This window comes from Bradyrhizobium sp. ma5 (assembly GCF_042258955.1).
Classification (GTDB): Bacteria; Pseudomonadota; Alphaproteobacteria; order Rhizobiales; family Xanthobacteraceae; genus Bradyrhizobium.
In genome coordinates this window covers 114,994-131,455 of the sequence record NZ_CP170156.1, presented here as the reverse complement: position 1 = coordinate 131,455, position 16,462 = coordinate 114,994, and the positions used below count along the sequence as shown (strand labels likewise).

At 64.5% G+C, this 16,462-nt stretch carries 16 protein-coding genes; 7 read left to right on the top strand and 9 right to left on the bottom strand.

The features are described from left to right. Positions 1 to 37: 37 nt before the first annotated feature. Positions 38 to 403: a nuclear transport factor 2 family protein gene (locus ACE103_RS00645; RefSeq protein ID WP_223971048.1), complete on the bottom strand. Its 366-nt coding sequence runs from the start codon at positions 401 to 403 to the stop codon at positions 38 to 40. 97 nt (positions 404 to 500) lie between these two features. Between ACE103_RS00645 and ACE103_RS00640 the strand changes: the two genes are divergently transcribed. Then, the gene (locus ACE103_RS00640) at positions 501 to 1,088 is read left to right on the top strand and encodes a TetR/AcrR family transcriptional regulator (protein WP_375781298.1); all 588 of its coding nucleotides are present in this window, start codon (positions 501 to 503) and stop codon (positions 1,086 to 1,088) included. 169 nt (positions 1,089 to 1,257) lie between these two features. Here the strand turns inward: ACE103_RS00640 and argG are convergent, their stop codons facing one another. The 6 genes from argG to ACE103_RS00610 all read right to left on the bottom strand — a co-directional run bounded on the left by argG (position 1,258) and on the right by ACE103_RS00610 (position 7,193). Continuing rightward, positions 1,258 to 2,595, bottom strand: coding sequence for an argininosuccinate synthase (argG, locus tag ACE103_RS00635; RefSeq protein ID WP_375777941.1), 1,338 nt, complete (start codon positions 2,593 to 2,595; stop codon positions 1,258 to 1,260). 78 nt (positions 2,596 to 2,673) lie between these two features. Next, positions 2,674 to 3,456: a phosphatase PAP2 family protein gene (locus tag ACE103_RS00630; RefSeq protein WP_375777940.1), complete on the bottom strand. Its 783-nt coding sequence runs from the start codon at positions 3,454 to 3,456 to the stop codon at positions 2,674 to 2,676. Between the two features lie 233 nt (positions 3,457 to 3,689). Continuing rightward, positions 3,690 to 4,172 carry a hypothetical protein gene (locus ACE103_RS00625; RefSeq protein WP_375777939.1) on the bottom strand — a complete coding sequence of 161 codons (483 nt, stop codon included), beginning with the start codon at positions 4,170 to 4,172 and terminating at the stop codon, positions 3,690 to 3,692. Between the two features lie 126 nt (positions 4,173 to 4,298). Beyond that, positions 4,299 to 5,513: a 23S rRNA (adenine(2503)-C(2))-methyltransferase RlmN gene (rlmN, locus tag ACE103_RS00620; protein ID WP_375777938.1), complete on the bottom strand. Its 1,215-nt coding sequence runs from the start codon at positions 5,511 to 5,513 to the stop codon at positions 4,299 to 4,301. Positions 5,514 to 5,587: 74 nt separating this feature from the next. Next, complete coding sequence (locus tag ACE103_RS00615) at positions 5,588 to 6,187, bottom strand: invasion associated locus B family protein (protein WP_207834058.1); 600 nt, start codon at positions 6,185 to 6,187, stop codon at positions 5,588 to 5,590. 166 nt (positions 6,188 to 6,353) lie between these two features. Then, entirely contained in the window at positions 6,354 to 7,193 is an 840-nt protein-coding gene (locus ACE103_RS00610) for an SDR family oxidoreductase (RefSeq protein WP_375777937.1), read from the bottom strand. A 105-nt stretch (positions 7,194 to 7,298) separates the two neighbouring features. On the opposite strand from ACE103_RS00610, the gene ACE103_RS00605 reads away from it, so the two are divergent. The 3 genes from ACE103_RS00605 to ACE103_RS00595 all read left to right on the top strand — a co-directional run bounded on the left by ACE103_RS00605 (position 7,299) and on the right by ACE103_RS00595 (position 10,871). Further along, positions 7,299 to 8,279, top strand: coding sequence for an NADPH:quinone oxidoreductase family protein (locus ACE103_RS00605; RefSeq protein ID WP_207834062.1), 981 nt, complete (start codon positions 7,299 to 7,301; stop codon positions 8,277 to 8,279). 582 nt (positions 8,280 to 8,861) lie between these two features. Further along, on the top strand, positions 8,862 to 9,680 hold the full coding sequence (locus tag ACE103_RS00600) for a hypothetical protein (protein ID WP_375777936.1): 819 nt from the start codon (positions 8,862 to 8,864) through the stop codon (positions 9,678 to 9,680). A gap of 18 nt (positions 9,681 to 9,698) precedes the next feature. Then, positions 9,699 to 10,871: a TAXI family TRAP transporter solute-binding subunit gene (locus tag ACE103_RS00595; RefSeq protein ID WP_375777935.1), complete on the top strand. Its 1,173-nt coding sequence runs from the start codon at positions 9,699 to 9,701 to the stop codon at positions 10,869 to 10,871. 94 nt (positions 10,872 to 10,965) lie between these two features. On the opposite strand, the gene ACE103_RS00590 is transcribed toward ACE103_RS00595, so the two are convergent. Both ACE103_RS00590 and ACE103_RS00585 read right to left on the bottom strand, forming a co-directional pair. After that, entirely contained in the window at positions 10,966 to 11,346 is a 381-nt protein-coding gene (locus ACE103_RS00590; RefSeq protein ID WP_375777934.1) for a YkvA family protein, read from the bottom strand. Positions 11,347 to 11,441: 95 nt separating this feature from the next. Next, a complete protein-coding gene (locus ACE103_RS00585; protein WP_050404938.1) occupies positions 11,442 to 11,747 on the bottom strand; it encodes a 4a-hydroxytetrahydrobiopterin dehydratase in 306 nt (101 codons plus the stop codon). 212 nt (positions 11,748 to 11,959) lie between these two features. Here ACE103_RS00585 and ACE103_RS00580 point away from each other — a divergent pair, with 212 nt between their 5' ends. The 3 genes from ACE103_RS00580 to ACE103_RS00570 all read left to right on the top strand — a co-directional run bounded on the left by ACE103_RS00580 (position 11,960) and on the right by ACE103_RS00570 (position 16,438). Continuing rightward, positions 11,960 to 13,366 (top strand): TAXI family TRAP transporter solute-binding subunit, encoded by a 1,407-nt coding sequence (locus ACE103_RS00580; protein WP_375777933.1) that lies wholly within the window; start codon positions 11,960 to 11,962, stop codon positions 13,364 to 13,366. Between the two features lie 344 nt (positions 13,367 to 13,710). After that, positions 13,711 to 15,273 (top strand): alkaline phosphatase D family protein, encoded by a 1,563-nt coding sequence (locus tag ACE103_RS00575; protein ID WP_375777932.1) that lies wholly within the window; start codon positions 13,711 to 13,713, stop codon positions 15,271 to 15,273. A gap of 166 nt (positions 15,274 to 15,439) precedes the next feature. Beyond that, entirely contained in the window at positions 15,440 to 16,438 is a 999-nt protein-coding gene (locus ACE103_RS00570) for an N-acetylmuramoyl-L-alanine amidase (protein ID WP_375777931.1), read from the top strand. Positions 16,439 to 16,462: the final 24 nt, after the last annotated feature.

Here is a 16,462-nt window from a genome sequence, read left to right as displayed (position 1 = left end):
GGGGCGGCGCCGGGACGTATTGCCGCAAGGGCCGGGGTCAGCGCGCGATCTGCTGCGGATCGTAGAAGAAGCGCTCCTCGACCAGCTCCTCGCCGCGCCAGGTCTGCCAGGCGACCTCCTCCATGCTGCGGACCTTGCCGTCCTTGCCGGTGAATTCGAAGCGCCAGCAGATCGCCGAATGATCGCCGTCGAGCAACAGCGGTCCGAGCCGCGTGGTCTTCACACTGGAGACCGCGGCCAGCACCGCCGCCTCGCGTGCCGCCAGCGCCTCGCGGCCGACGCGCCATTCGCCGTCATTCTCTTGGGTGCGGGCATCGGCGGTATAGAAGTTCCTGATCGCGCCGACATGGTCGTTGGCTTCGACCGTATCAGCGAAGGCTTGCAGCGTCTTGAGCGAAGGCATCGGGCAATCTCCATTTACCGACTTATGGTCGGTATTTATCGACTGGAAGTCGGTAAGTCAACTGGCGCCAATGCGGAACCTGGGCTAGACATTCATGATGGCAACCCAGGCCGAACGGCGCGAGAAGACCAGAGCCGCGATCGTCAAGGCGGCGCGGCGCATTTTTGGCGAGCGCGGCTTTGCGGCTGCGACGATGGACGACATCGCCAGTGGCGCGCGCGTCGCCAAGGGCGCGGTCTATCATCACTTTTCGACCAAGGAGGCGGTGTTCGAGGCGGTTTTCGAGCAGGTCTCGATGGACCTCGTCGCCGATCTCGACCGCATCTCGCGCGCCGAGAACGATCCGCTCGCGGCGATGGCGGCGGGAACGCAGGGCTATTTCGCGGCGTGCTCAAAAGGCCCGACCGGCCAGATCATCCTGCGCGATGGGCCGGCCGTGCTCGGCTGGGAGCGCTGGCGCGAGATCGACGCCAAGCATTTCGGCGGCAAATTTCCGCGCGCGCTGACGGCGGCGATGGACGCCGGCGTGATCGCCAAGCAGCCGATCGAGCCCCTGGCGCGGCTGTTGCTCGGCGCGGTGACGGAGGCCGCGGTCGCGGTCTCCGCCGGGCCCGATATCGGCAGGACCGGCACCGACTACGCGCGCGCGTTCCGTTCGCTGCTGGATGCGCTCAGGGTGAAGTAGCCGAAGCCCTCTCCCCACGTCGTCCCGGCGAAGGCCGGGACCCATAACCACAGGGAGCAGTTGTTGAAGCGCGCTGTGGCCCCAGCGTTTTGCAACAATTGACGGTCGTGGTTATGGGTCCCGGGTCGCGCTTCGCTTGCCCGGGACGACGAGGTGAGAGAGCGCCGCCTCAATCCTTGTCGTTCTCGAGCCGAAAGATCTGCGAGCCTTCGCCGCTCGAGATCAAGCCGGTCTTGTTGTAGAGACCGAGCTTGGCGCGGGTATCGGCGATGTCCAAGTTGCGCATCGTCAGCTGGCCGATGCGGTCGGCCGGCGAGAAGGCGGCGTCCTCGACCTTCTCCATGCTGAGGCGCTCCGGCGCATAGGTCAGGTTCGGGCTCTCGGTGTTGAGGATGGAGTAATCGTTGCCGCGGCGCAGCTCGAGTGTCACCTCGCCGGTGACGGCGCGCGCCACCCAGCGCTGCGCGGTCTCGCGCAGCATCAGCGCCTGCGAGTCGAACCAGCGGCCCTGATACAGCAGCCGGCCGAGCCGCATGCCGCTGATGCGGTACTGCTCGATGGTATCCTCGTTGTGGATGCCGGTGACCAGCCGCTCATAGGCGATGTGCAGCAGCGCCATGCCGGGCGCCTCGTAGATGCCGCGGCTCTTGGCCTCGATGATGCGGTTCTCGATCTGGTCGCTCATGCCGAGACCGTGGCGGCCGCCGATCGCATTGGCTTCAAGGAACAGCGCGACCGGATCGGCAAACGTCTTGCCGTTCAGCGCCACCGGCTGGCCCTCCTCGAAGCGCACCACGACCTTCTCGGGCTTGACGTCGCAATCGGCGCGCCAGAACGGCACGCCCATGATCGGATTGACGATGGTGATGCCGCTCGCGAGGCTCTCGAGATCCTTGGCCTCATGAGTCGCGCCGAGCAAATTGCTGTCGGTCGAATAGGCCTTCTCCGCGCTCATCTTGTAGGCAAAACCCTGCGCGGTCATGAACGCCGACATCTCGGCGCGGCCGCCGAGCTCGTCGATGAACTGCTGGTCGAGCCAGGGCTTGTAGATGCGCAGGCTCGGATTGGTCAGCAGGCCGTAGCGATAGAAGCGCTCGATGTCGTTGCCCTTGTAAGTCGAGCCGTCGCCCCAGATGTTGACGCCGTCCTCCTGCATCGCCGCGACCAGCATCGTGCCGGTCACCGCGCGGCCGAGCGGGGTGGTGTTGAAATAGGTGATGCCGCCGGTCGAGATGTGGAACGCGCCGGACTGGATCGCGGCGATGCCCTCATGCACCAGCTGGGTGCGGCAATCGACCAGGCGGGCCTTCTCGGCGCCGAAATCCATCGCCTTGCGCGGGATCGCGTCGTAATCGGCCTCGTCGGGCTGGCCGAGATTGGCGGTGTAGGCGAAGACCTTGGCGCCCTTCAGCTTCATCCAGAGCAGCGCCGCTGACGTGTCGAGCCCGCCCGAGAACGCGATGCCGACTTTCTCGCCGGTGGGCAGGCTTTTCAGAATCGTACTCATGGGACGGTCCAATCGGTCGAAATCAGGATGATTACGCTGGGCGAATATCAAATTTCCGGTGCCTGGGCACGCCTTTAATCAGGCTTCCGGCTGGCTCGGCTTCGCTTGGCCGCCCCGGCGCCAGCGCTGCATCAGCCGGTAGCCGGGCATCGCCAGCCGCGTCAACGCCGCATCGACCTGGGCGTCGGTCAGCCGGGTCGAGGCCCAGCGGTAGATCAGCGCATAGAACAGCCAGACGGTGAAGAACGACACCAGGCCGGCGATCGCCACATCGGTGAAAAAGTGGCCGCCAAAGGCCATGCGAAGCCCGCTGGTGACGATGCCGAACACGGTCGCCCCGGCAAAGGCCAGCGGCCGCCAGGCTGGCGGCGTCAGCGCCGCCGGCGCATAGGTCCAGAACGCGGTGGCGCCCTCGCCTGAGAAGAACGAGCAGTTGCGGGGGCAGCCGCCGCGCGGGTCCCACCACGGCATGAATTGCAGATCGCCGCCGAACTGCGTCACGAACACCGGCCGCGGCCGGCCCCAATAGTTCTTGAAGGTGAGGTTGGTGAGGACGCCAGCCGAAAGCAGCATCGTGGTCAGCAGGAACACCGCGGCGCGGCCGGACATCAGCATCGGCCGATCCGGCCGGATGAATTTCCAGACGATGGTCACGATCGCCGGCAGCACCAGCGCCCAGGCGATCCACATCGCCGCATCGCGCGCGAACGACGCCACCGCGTCGAGCTTCACGGGGAAGGTGTTTTGCGCGGCATTGTAGAACAGCGCCGCGAGCTTCAGGTCGAGCTCGGGATAGACCCCGAACAGGATGCCGATGATGAGCGCGAGCGCCAGCGCGATAAAAAGTCCGGTCCGGTTCATGGCGCGCGGTTTAGCCGAGGCGGATGAGCATGAAAAGTGCGTCGGCTTGCCTTACCCTCCCCTGGAGGGGGAGGGTCGGCTCACGTTGAGCGGAGCGAAGCGTGAGCCGGGGTGGGGTGAAAGTGTCTCCGCCTCTGCACTGCCCGAGTTGAGAGATCACCCCACCCCGCTGCGCATGGCGCTCCGCTCCATGCGCAACGACCCTCCCCCTCAGGGGAGGGTGAGAGCCGTCATCACGGCCGCGGCGATTGCGACGGCAGGGGCGGCGGCGGCAATGGGCGCGGCGGCTCGCGCCAGGCGCCGGCGGTGCGGCCGGCGATCAGCCAGTAGACCAGGCCCGCAACAATGCCTGCGCCGGTCATGATCTCCATGTGCCGGCGCACGATGCCATGGAACTGCATCATGTCGGGATCGAACGGAACCAGGCCGAGATAGCAGGCCGCGCCGACGATCGCACCACCGACCGCGTAGGCCAGCACGCTCCGGATGAAGAACGCCTCGGTGATCAGCACCACGATCAGCGCGGGCAGCAGCGCAAAGCCGGAAATGAAGATGAAGCCGAAGCCGAGCACGACGTTAATCGCACTCTGATCGATCTGCCCGCCGAAATCGCTGAGCTCGGGATACAGCACCGCGACGACCACGATGACCCCGGCCACGAAGCAGGCCATCAGGAAGCCGAAGGCGACGACGAACAGGCGGCCGATCAAGGCCATGTTACGACCTCCCCGTCATTGCGAGGAGCGATAGCGACGAAGCAATCCATGGTTCAGCAGGTTCGGACATGGATTGCTTCGCTTCGCGCGCAATGACGTCGCGGAGAGCGTGGTCGCTCACAACGCTCAATCCGTCATTGCCATCGCGCGCAGCGCCTGTCGCTCGCTGGCCGAGAGCTTTTCGGTCTCCGACTTGAGCTGGCCGCAGGCGGCGAGGATGTCGCGGCCGCGCGGCGTGCGCACCGGCGAGGAATAGCCGGCGTTGAAGATGTACTCGGAGAATTTCTCGATCTGCTCCCAGTCCGAGCACTCGTAGGCGGTGCCCGGCCATGGATTGAACGGGATCAGGTTGATCTTGGCCGGAATGCCCTTGAGCAGCTTCACCAGCAGCTTGGCGTCGTCGAGCGAATCGTTGACACCCTTGAGCATCACATATTCGAAGGTGATGCGCCGCGCGTTCGAGGCGCCGGGATAATCGCGGCAGGCCTGCAGCAATTCCTTGATCGGATATTTGCGGTTCAGCGGCACTAGTTCATTGCGCAGCTCGTCGCGCACCGCATGCAGCGAGATCGCGAGCATCACGCCGATCTCCTCGCCGGTGCGCTGGATGTTCGGCACCACGCCCGAAGTCGACAGCGTGATGCGCCGGCGGGAAATGCCGATGCCTTCATTGTCGCCGACGATCAGCAGCGCATCACGCACCGCGTCGAAATTGTAGAGCGGCTCGCCCATCCCCATCATCACGATGTTGGTGACGCGCCGCGTGCCGTCCTCGCGGTCGGCCCAGTCATTCAGCCGGTCGCGCGCCACCATCACCTGGCCGACGATCTCGCCGGCGGTGAGGTTGCGCACAAGCCGTTGCGTGCCGGTGTGGCAGAACGAGCAGTTCAGCGTGCAGCCGACCTGCGAGGAAACGCACAGCGTGCCGCGATCGGTCTCGGGGATGTAGACGCACTCGACCTCGTGCGGCCGCTCGACCTTGTCGCCGCTCGGCAGCCGCAACAGCCATTTGCGCGTGCCGTCATTGGAGATCTGCTCGGCGACCACCTCGGGACGGTCGACGGTAAAATGCTTCTCGAGCTCGGCGCGCATGTCCTTCGAGACGTTGGTCATCTCGCCGAAGTTCTTGGCGCCGCGGAAATACATCCAGTTCCAGAGCTGCTGGGTGCGCATCTTGCGCTGCGCGGCCTGCACCCCGATTTCGCCGAGGCGATCGGCGATCTCGGCGCGCGACAGCCCGATCAGCGACGGCTTGGCCGGCGGCACATAAGTCTCGAGCGGAACCTTTTCGACCAGCGCGCTGGCGCCGGACACGGCATGGGTGGTCACGGGGTCGGTCATGAAACCTCAAATAGGCCTTCCAGCCGGTGCTGGAAAGCCGCCAAATACCTCAATTTCACGTCTATGAGCCGGTCTTAACGCCGGCAGTCCTGTCCGAGCCGGTCGAGCGCCTGCGCCAGGCCCTTCAGCGAGAAGCTGTCGATCGTCTCGGTGCCCTTCGCCGAGACGGCTTTTACCGTCAGATCGGCCGATTTGCGCATGGCTTCCACCATCCGCTCCTCCTCAGCCGCATTCTTGATCCAGAGGCCGTCGCCCTGGGTGTACATCGCATAGGTCCCGCCGCCGACCTGGAGCGTCGATTCCGAGCCCGGCTTCACGCTGTAGCCGATCATGATCGAGACTTCGTTGACGACCTTCTCGGCCGGTCGGGTCGAGATGAAGGCATAGGCCGGATCACGCGGCCGGTTCGGCGGGTTGGTCTTCGACGACGACGGCTTGGCGAGCGCAAAGCACACCTTCTTGCCGTTGGGCGATGCGGTATAGGCGCCCCAGGTCCCGAATTGGCCGATCAGCGTCGGTTCCGCACCGCCGGCCGCAGCCGCGGCGGCCGAAGGCGCCGGCTTGGCCGCTTCCTTCGCCGTATCCTTCTTGGGCGCAGCCTGGGCCTGCGCGAGGGAGACGATCCCGCACACGACACAAACAGCCAGTGATGTCAGAATTTGCCGCACGGCCAACTGGTTCCCCCATCATTGTGACTGGAAGATGGCTCGGCGATTCCCCTCCGCCGGCTTGGATGGATAACCGGGAAACGCTTTTTTGGGAAGGCAGTTAGGTCCGGGGCGCGCGCGCCGGCGACAGCCGTGCGCGCATCGATTGCTACTCAGTGCTTGGTATCGTTGATCACCCCTTGGCGCGCGCGGCGCGCTGGCTCTCCCATTGGGCATCGGTCCATTGCAGCAGGTCCTCGGCACCGGAACTGCGCAAATGCGCGCCGCCGTCCTGCACCACCATCTCGCCATTGATGTAGCCGCCCTGATCCGAGATCAGGAAGGTGGCGAGATTGGCAAGCTCGGAATGCTCGCCGGCGCGGCCGAGCGGATTGCGATGCGACCAGGTCTCGCCGCGCGCTTCGGGACGCAACTGTCCGGTCGCACCCGGCGTCGGGAACGCGCCGGGCGCGATCGCCACAGTGCGGATACCTTTCGGGCCCCACTCGACGGCAAGGCTCTTGGTCATCGCCAGCACCGCGGTCTTGGCCATCGACGACGGCACCGTGAAGGCGCGGCCGGTGATGGTCGAGGTCGAGAGGATCGAGAGCACCACACCCTTGTGCTTGCCTTCGATCCAGCGGCGGCCGGCCGCAAGCGTGCAGTACATCGTGCCATGCAGCGTCGGCGCGAGGATCGCGTCCGCGGCACGGAATGACAAATGTTCGCTCTGCGCAATAAAGGTTGCGGCAGCATTGTTGACGAGTACGTCGATCGGCGCGTCCTGCCAGACCTGATCCATCATCGCCTCGACCGAGGCGCCGTCGCGGATATCGCAGCGCGCGGTCGACACCTTGGCGCCGAGCTCGCTGCGGAATTTTGCTGCGGTTTCCTCGAGCAGCCCCTCGCGACGCCCGCAGATGATCAGTTCTGCACCGAGTTCGGCAAAGCGGGCGCCCATCGCCGCGCCGAGACCGGAGCCGCCGCCGGTGATCAGGATGCGCTTTTTCGCTAGCAGGCCTTTTTCAAACATAGTTTGATCCCTCCGCACTGTATTGTCGCTCCGCCGCAAATCCGGCATGAAGCTTGTAGTCCAAGATCTTGCAGCTCTTTCTGCGTCCGAAACTCAGGTGTGTCCATGAAAGCCATCCTCTGCTCGCAATACTGCCAACCCGACGATCTCGTGCTGGCTGACGTGCCCGATCCGGTGGCGGGTCCCGGCGAAGCCGTGATCGCGATCAAGGCGGCGGCGCTGAATTTCTTCGACATCCTGATGATCCAGGGCAAGTACCAGATCAAGCCGCCGTTCCCGTTCTCGCCGGCCGCCGAAGTCGCCGGCGTGATCGAGAGCGTCGGCGCCGGTGTCACCGATCTGAAGGTCGGCGACCGCGTCGTTGCGTCATGCGGTCACAACGGCGCGCGCGACAAGATCGCGCTGCCCGCGAATACGATCGTGAAGATTCCCGACAATCTCGATTACGACCGCGCCGCCGGCATCATCATCATCTACGGCACCGCGCTGCATGCGCTGGAAGATCGCGCGAGCCCGAAGCCGGGCGACACGCTCGCGGTGCTGGGCGCCGCCGGCGGCACCGGCCTTGCCGCGTGCGAACTCGGCAAGTTGATGGGCCTGAAGGTGATCGCCTGCGCATCGTCGGACGAGAAGCTCGCATTCGCCAAGCAGCACGGCGCCGAGCTGACGCTGAACTACGCCAAGGAAGATCTGAAGGAGGGCCTGCGCAAGCTGACCAACGGCAAGGGCGCCGACATCGTGTTCGATCCGGTCGGCGGCTCCTATGCCGAGGCTGCGCTGCGCTCGACCGCATGGGAAGGCCGCTTCCTGGTGATCGGCTTTGCCGCCGGCGACATCCCGAAGATCCCGCTTAACCTCGCACTGCTCAAGGGCTGCGACATCCGCGGCGTGTTCTGGGGCGCGTGGGCGCGGCTGAACCCGGAGAAGAACCGCAAGAACCTCGAGAAGCTCGTGCAGTGGACCGCGGAAGGCAAGATCTCCTCGCATGTCGACCGCACCTTCCCGCTGTCGCAGACCGCGGAAGCCCTGAAGGTGCTCGCCGGCCGCAAGGCGATGGGCAAGGTGATCCTGCATCCGGGAAGCTGAGCTGGGCGACCGCGCGCGTCTCGCTATCACCGTCACCCTGAGGAGCGCGTAGCGCGTCTCGAAGGGTCGACGGCCACCGGCGGGGCCGTGCATCCTTCGAGGCTCGCAAGAGCTCGCACCTCAGGATGACGGGTCGTGAAAGTTCGTAGCCCGGATGGAGCGCAGCGAAATCCGGGATGCATCATAACCTCCCCTTGAAAAAGGGGAGGTTGCTTTGCTCGCCAGAGCAAAGCGGGTCGGGATCTGCTCTCTCGACTTGCAGCGGAGTCCGCGGCTGACCCCCATCTCGACTTTCCCCCTTACGGGAAAAAGCAGAACGCAGACCTCACTCCTTCGTCGGCACTCCACGCTTCGGCGCTGCGCGCGCAACGCGAGCAGACCTTGTGAACTTTCTCCGAGTTGGCGCGCGCTGCCGCAATCAAACCCAAATTTCTCCCGATTCGCAGCGACCGAGGCCGCTTTTTGGGCCCAATCGCAAGGCGATTAAGAACCTGTAATGGGCGCTCAGGGACCCCAATAAGAATAACAACCAGACACCAGAGATGCCCGATTGTTGCGTCATAGTATCGGGGAAACATCATCATGGTGGGGAATCCAACACACGTTCACGGCAACGATCCGCCGCGCGGCGCGGTCAACGCGGATATCAACGATCCCGAATTTGCACCTTATCGCTACCGGCGACCACATCGGGCAGCCATCGACATCGGCGCGGACGAACCTGCCCCGCTTTTTCTTTCAAGCCAAATCGATGACGCGGATTGGCACGGGCGCACCACGATTCCACGTTCACGCCTCCGCACCGGTCTGCTGACAATTTCGGCCGGCGCTCTCGTCGCGGCTGCGGTGGTCGGGCTGTGGTCCATCGGCAGCGTGCGCGACGCGGTCCTGAGCGCCAAGGCCGCGCTGGTCGGCGTCTCGCCGATCGAGGCCCGCGCAGAAATCGCGGACGCGGTTCGCGCCGTGGCCACCGAGGTGTCGCCCACCACTACAACCCCGCCGTCACGCGCGCAGATCGCGGCCGCCTATCAGGAAGCGATCAAGAGCGAATTCGTTGCGCACGAAACGCCCGTGGCTGCGCCGATCGAGCCACCACCACCGGCGGCGCCACCGGCAAGACGCCTCGATCCGGATGACGTCGCAGGCCTCCTGAAGCGCGCCAACAGCCTGCTTGCGATCGGCGACATCGTATCGGCGCGGCTCTTGCTCGAGCGGGCCGCGGATGCGCAGGACGCGGACGCGGCGCTGTTGCTGGCTCGCACCTACGATCCCGACGTGCTGGGGACCTTGGACAAGCGGAGCATCACGCCCGATCCGGAGACCGCACGCCTCTGGTATCGCAAGGCCGCCGAACTCGGCTCGCAGCCCGCACAGCAACGCCTCGCGCAATTGCAAAACTAGGCTCATCTCGAGGGACACATGCGACGCTTGTTTGGATTGGTACTTTTCGCAGGCATGATGATTTGGGGCCCGGCGGCACGGGCTGAGCAGACCGAATTCGACCCGGCCAAGGTCAGCGACAGCCTGAAGGCGATCTTTCAGTTCGGCTCGGTAGGCACCAAGCAGAGCCTCAACGCCAACACGGTTACGCTGATCTCCGGCACGATCGGCGGCACCTATGTTCAGTTCGGCGCCGATCTCGCCTCCGTGCTCGACGATGGCAATAAGTTGCGCATTCTGCCGATCGTCGGGCGCGGCTCGGTGCAGAGCGTCGCCGACATCCTGTTTCTGCAGGGTGTCGATCTCGGCATCGTTCGATCTGACACGCTCGACTATCTCGAGCGGAAGGGCATCGCGAAAGACATCAAGAAGCAGTTCACCTACGTGACCAAGCTCTACAACGAAGAGATGCACGTGATCGCGTCGAAATCGATCCGTAATCTCAGGGAGCTTGAGGGCAAGACCGTCAGCGTCGACCTTCCCAATGGCGGCACCTTCGTCACCGCACTGACCGTGTTCGAGCGGCTCGGAATGAAGCCGAAGGTCGTCTATGTCGAGCAGCGCATCGCGCTGGAGAAATTGAAGGCCGGCGAAATCGACGCGGTAATCGTCTGTGGCGGCAAGCCTTACAAGTCCGTGAGCGGCTTCAAGGACGACCGGTTCCACCTGGTGCCGGTCAACTACGAGAAACCGTTGCAGGACGACTATCTGCCGGCGAGCCTGTCGGCCAAGGACTATCCCAACCTGATTTCGGGCGAGGAGCGCGTCGACACGATCGCCGTTCCTGCCGTGCTTGCGGCCTACAACTGGGCACCGAAGACGGAGCGCTACAACAAGCTGGCCAATTTCGTGGATGCATTCTTCACAAAATTTCCGACGTTCCAGAATCCGCCGTTCCATCCGAAGTGGCGGGAGGTCTCGCTGTCGGCGCCACTGCCGGGTTGGCAACGCCTGCCGGTAGCCCAGCAATGGCTGGACCGCCACGGCGTCGAAGCTGCAACGCGCACCCGTTTCGATGAATTTCTGAAGCAGAGCCCGGCGGCGACGCGCTTGCAGAGCGACGCCGACAAGGAGGTGCTGTTCAAGCAGTTCCGGGCGTGGGACGCGGAAAACAACTCGCGTGCCCAGCTGCGCGCCGGCGAGAAACGCTAGACTCCTCGAACCCGGATAGAGTGCAGCGAAATCCGCGACCGCTCGATCGATTGGCGAGAAAGCCCGCCGATTGCGCTACGCTTCATCCGGGCTACTATTTCGTGCTCTCCGGCACCCCGCGCTTCAGCGCGGCGCGCGCGGCTTCGCGATGCTCGGGGGTGATGTGGCTTGCCACCATGCGGATCGCGGTTGCGAGCACGGCGGCATCGTCGGTAAAGCCGAGCACCGGCAGCATGTCCGGGATGAAGTCGAACGGCAGGATGAAATAGGCGATCGCGCCGAGCAGCGCCGCCTGGACATGGCGCGGCGTCTGCCGGTCGAAGGCGCAGTAATAGGCCGCGAGCAGATCCTCGGCGAAAGGAAGCCGCGCCACCACTTTCTTGAACTTGATCCAGAAGCGGCGGCGCACGCTTTCGGGGTCCTGCGCCAGCCGGTCGGCAGGCCCAAATCCCATGCCGGTATCGGTCGATGGCATCGCAAGGTTCCCTGTGGCGCCGCACGACGGATCGGCGGCGGACGATCCGAATCTGGGGATGTCGGCCAACCGGCGCAAGGTTGCGCGCAGCCGGGTCAACTGACCCCAAGCTGCCTTGCGATCGCGTTCATCGCCTTGGCGAGGTCGATATCGCGCTTGGTCACCCCGCCGACATCATGGGTCGCCAGCACGACCTCGACCGTCTTGTAGACGTTCTTCCATTCGGGGTGATGGTCGCTCTTCTCGGCGACCAAAGCGGCGCGTGCCATGAAGCCGAAGGCCTCGTTGAAGTCCTTGAACACGAAGGTCTTTGCGATCGCCTCGCGCCCGGCCAGTTCCGACCAGCCGGCCAGTTCCCAAAGCGCGGCCTTCCTTGCTTCCGCTGACAGCCTTTCGACCATGGTAACCCTCCCGTTTGACGCCGACCTTAGCCTAACCACCGGCCTCCGGGGTGGGATCCATGCCGAAAATAAGGCCGAAATAGCGTCCTATCGCCGCTGGTAACCATGACGCAGATGTAACATCTGTAGCCCCAGGAATTTGCTACAAATGGCTTATGTGTGCGCGTTGGTAGTTTTGCGAGATTGAGCCCCGACGATTGTTTGCGAGATCGATGACAGACGACTCCGCCAGCATATCGCCCAAGCCGCTGCGCTCCGCAAAGCGACGGCTGATGTTCGTCTTGATCGCGGGCGCGCTCGCCATCGTCGGCGCGACGATCGCCGGTTACTATTTCGCGGTGCGTCCGGTGACGCTGCGGATCGCGGTCGGCCCCGCAAGCAGCGATGACCTCAGGGTCGTGCAGGCGCTGGCGCAGGCCTTCAACAACCAGCAGCACACCCAGGTCAAACTGAGACCGGTGCAGACCGACGGCGCCAGCGCCAGCGCGCAGACGCTCGCCGATGGCAAGGCCGACCTCGCCATCATCCGCGGCGACCTCGATGTGCCGAAGAATGCGCAGGCGGTCGCGGTCCTGCGCAAGAATGTCGTGGTGATGTGGGTGCCGCCCGCAGCCAAGGGCAAGGGCCGCAAGGCCGCAAAGATCACCAAGATCGCACAGCTTGCCGGCCGCAAGATCGGCGTCGTCGGCCGCACCCCGGCCAACGTCAACCTGCTGAAGCTGATCCTCACGCAATACGGCGTCGACCCGATGAAGGTCGAGATCGTGCAATTCCCGGCCAATGAAGCGGTCGAGGCCATCAAGAACCTGAAGGCCGACGCCTATCTCGCTGTCGGTCCGGCCAACAGCAAGCTCACGATCGATGCGATCACGGCGTCGACCAAGGACGGCGGCGAGCCCACCTTCCTGCCGATCGACGCGTCCGAAGCGATCGCGCAGAACCATCCGGCCTATGAGGCCGCGGAAATTCCCGCCGGCTCGCTCGGCTCGGCCGACCGGCCCGACGACGAGGTGAAGACGATCAGCTTCTCGCACCATATCGTGGCGCGAAAGGGCCTGTCGGACGCGACGGTCGCGGCCTTCACCCGGCAATTGTTCGCGATCCGGCAGTCGCTCAAGAACGATTTCCCGCTCGCCGCCAAGATCGAGACGCCCGATACCGACAAGGACGCCACCATCCCGGTGCATCCCGGCGCGGCGGCCTTCGTCGACGGCGAGGAAAAGACCTTCCTCGACCGCTACAGCGATTACATCTGGTGGAGCCTGATGGCGTTCTCGGCGATGGGCTCGGCCGGTGCATGGTTCGCCGGCTATCTCAAGCAGGACGAGCGCAACACCAACACCTCGCAGCGCGAACGCCTGCTGGAGATGCTGAAGACCGCGCGGCAGAGCGATTCGACCGACGAGCTCGACCAGTTGCAGGCGGAAGCCGACGACATCCTGCGCCACACGCTGGACTGTTTCGAGCACGGCGCCATCGAGGAAGGCACGCTCACCGCCTTCAACATCGCGCTCGAGCAGTTCCACAACGCCGTCGCCGACCGCAAGGCGCTGCTGCTCAGCATGCCGCAGAATCTGCAGCGGACTGCGAGCCAGTTCAGGGCCGCGGGCACGGCGTAGGTCTCCATACTGCACGACTACGCCATCGGCGAACGAACTCTCTCCGTTCCCTCCCCCCTTGTGGGGGAGGGTCAGGGAGGGGGGTGCCGCTTGCTCCGTTCAAGTTTGATCCCGAGAACGTCGCTGCGATTGCGCGAGTGTCATTTCGTCTCTGGCGTCACCGCCCGGGGCTTACCCCTCTCCCCAACCCTCCCCCACAAGGGGGGAGGGAGCCTGACGCATGTGCTCACCTTACGAAGGGCGCGATCCGCTCTCCATCCCCCCTGTAATCTCTCCGTCATGGAATTTTTCTAGGTCTGTGCTCGACCGCGGCGCATTGTCGCTGTGACCTGAGGAGGCTCCCCATGACGATCCGGTTCTCGCGAAATCTGACCCGCCGCCGCTTTCTCTCGACCGCTGCTGCGGCCGGCGCCGGCGTGATCGCGATGCCCTATCTATCGCGCGCGGCCGACCGCCCGGTGATCACCCATGGCGTGCAGTCCGGCGATGTCGGCGTCGACGGCGGCGTGGTATGGGCTCGTGCGGACCGTCCTTCGCAGATGATGGTCGAGGTCGCGACGACAGATTCGTTCAAGAATGCCCGCGCGCTGCCGCCGATCACGGCGCTGCCGGAGAGCGACTTCACGGCCAAGATGCTGCTGGAGAACCTGCCGTCGGGCCAGGACATCTTCTACCGCGTCCGCTTCCGCGACCTCGCCCATGTCGACGTTGTCGGCGAGCCGGTGGTCGGCCGCTTCCGCACCGCGCCGAGCGACCGCCGCGACGTCTCCTTCGTGTGGGGCGGCGACGTCGCCGGCCAGGGCTGGGGCATCAACCCCGACGACGGCGGCATGATCACCTTCGCCGCGATGAAGAAGCACGCCCCGGATTTCTTCCTGCATTCCGGCGACACCATCTATGCCGACGGCGTCATCACCGCCGAGCAGAAGCAGCCCGACGGCAAGATCTGGAAGAACATCACGATCCCGGAGAAGGCCAAGGTCGCCGAGACGCTCGACGAGTATCGCGCGGCGCATAAATACAATTTCCTCGACAGCAATCTGCGCGCCTTCAATGCCGAAGTGCCGATCTTCGTGCAGTGGGACGATCACGAGGTGACCAACAACTGGTCGCTGTCGAAGCAGCTGCCGGCGGCCTACAAGGAGCGCGACATCAACGTGCTCGCTGCGCGCGCGGCGAAAGCCTTCCACGAGATGTATCCGATGCGCGAGAGCATCGTCGAGCCGGGCCGCGTCTATCGCACGCTGAGCTACGGCCCGCATCTCGACGTGTTCATGCTCGACGAGCGCAGCTATCGCGGCCCCAACGGTCCGAACCTGCAGGAAACCTACGGCCCGGATGCCTATTTCATCGGTCCGGATCAGATGGCCTGGCTGAAGCGCGCGCTGCTCAACTCGCGCGCCACCTGGAAGGTGATCGCCTCCGATATGCCGCTGTCGCTGATCGTCTATGACGATGCCGCCAACAAGAAGGGCTCGGAAGCCTTCGCGCAGGGCGACGGACCGGCGCGCGGCCGCGAGCTCGAGATCGCCGACATCCTGCGCTTCATCAAGACCGCCGGCATTGCCAACACGGTGTGGCTGACCGCCGACGTGCACTATGCGGCTGCGCACTACTACAACCCGAACAAGGCCCAGTTCCAGGAGTTCGATCCGTTCTGGGAATTCGTCTCCGGCCCGCTGCATGCCGGCACATTCGGTCCGAACGAGCTCGACAATACGTTTGGACCCGAGGTGAAGTTCGTCAAGGCGCCGGGCGAAGCCAACCAGAACCTGCCGCCGTCGGCCGGCATGCAGTTCTTCGGTCACGTCAAGATCGACGGCAAGAGCGGGCAGATGACGGTCAGCCTGCGCGACCGCGTCGACGCCGAGCTGTGGGCGATCACGCTCGATCCGAAGCCGGTGTAATCAGGTCGCAGCCGCGACGGAACCTTTAACTCCCCGTGCTGAACGCCCTTGCCCAAGGCAAGGGTGTTCAAGGCAAGAGCGGCGCGTTTGACAGGGGATGGACGTCGCCGGCCTCTTCCGGTACCGATATCAGAGCCGTTATGCTGGGGGCCCGGAGGGGCGGAGCATGAGGCGCTGCGAACTGATTCGCGTGCTCGGTGGCATCGTCGCGGGGCTTCGGCCTCATCGCTTGCTTGTCGTCGCGATCGCGGCGTTTGCGCTGCTGCCTATCGAAGCCGGCGATGCCGGCTGGCTGCCTGATCTCTTCAAGAGCTCATCGAAGCATCCCAAAGCGCCAAAGCGTGCGAAATCGGCAAAGCCGGCCAGATTGGCGAGGCACCACGCGCCATCAAAACCACGCGCCACAAGGCTTGCCGCCCTTGGGCCGGTCGCCCTGCCGCCAACCGTCTCCAAGCCGGCCGCAACCAAATGCGATCCCGCGACATTTCGGATCGTTCTCGATGTCGGACATACCGCAGAATCGGAAGGCGCGATCAGCGCGCGCAACGTCGCCGAGTTCACCTTCAACCTGCGCCTTGCGCGGTCGATCGAGGAGAAGTTGAAGGCCGAAGGCTTTGCCGCAACCAGGCTGCTGCTGACCGAAGGCAAAGCGCGGCCCAGCCTCTTCAAGCGGGTCGCCGCCGCCAACAACCTGCACGCGGATCTGCTGCTGTCGATCCATCATGATTCCGTGCCCAACAAGATGCTCGAGGACTGGGAATTCGAGGGAAAGAAACGCCGTTTCAGTGATCGCTTCAGCGGTTACTCGGTGTTCGTCTCCCGCAACAATCCGGACTTCAAGACCAGCCTCCTGTTCGCCGAACTGGTCGCCAGGGAAATGAAGGCCGAGGGGCTGCAGTATGCCGAGCAATACAGCCTGCCCATCATGGGGCGCGAGCAGCATCCGCTGCTGAACAAGGAAACCGGCGTCTACAGCTACGATAAGCTCATCGTGCTGCGCAGGACCGCGATGCCCGCCGTCCTGCTGGAGGCGGGCTCGATCATCAACCGGGACGAAGAACTCAAGATGGACTCGCCTGAGCGCCGCAACACGATCAGCAGCGGCGTCGCTTCTGCAGTGAAGGAATTCTGCGAGCCGCGATGGGCTCTGCTCGGTCCACTCTGACGGCCGAGCGATCAGCACCTCCCG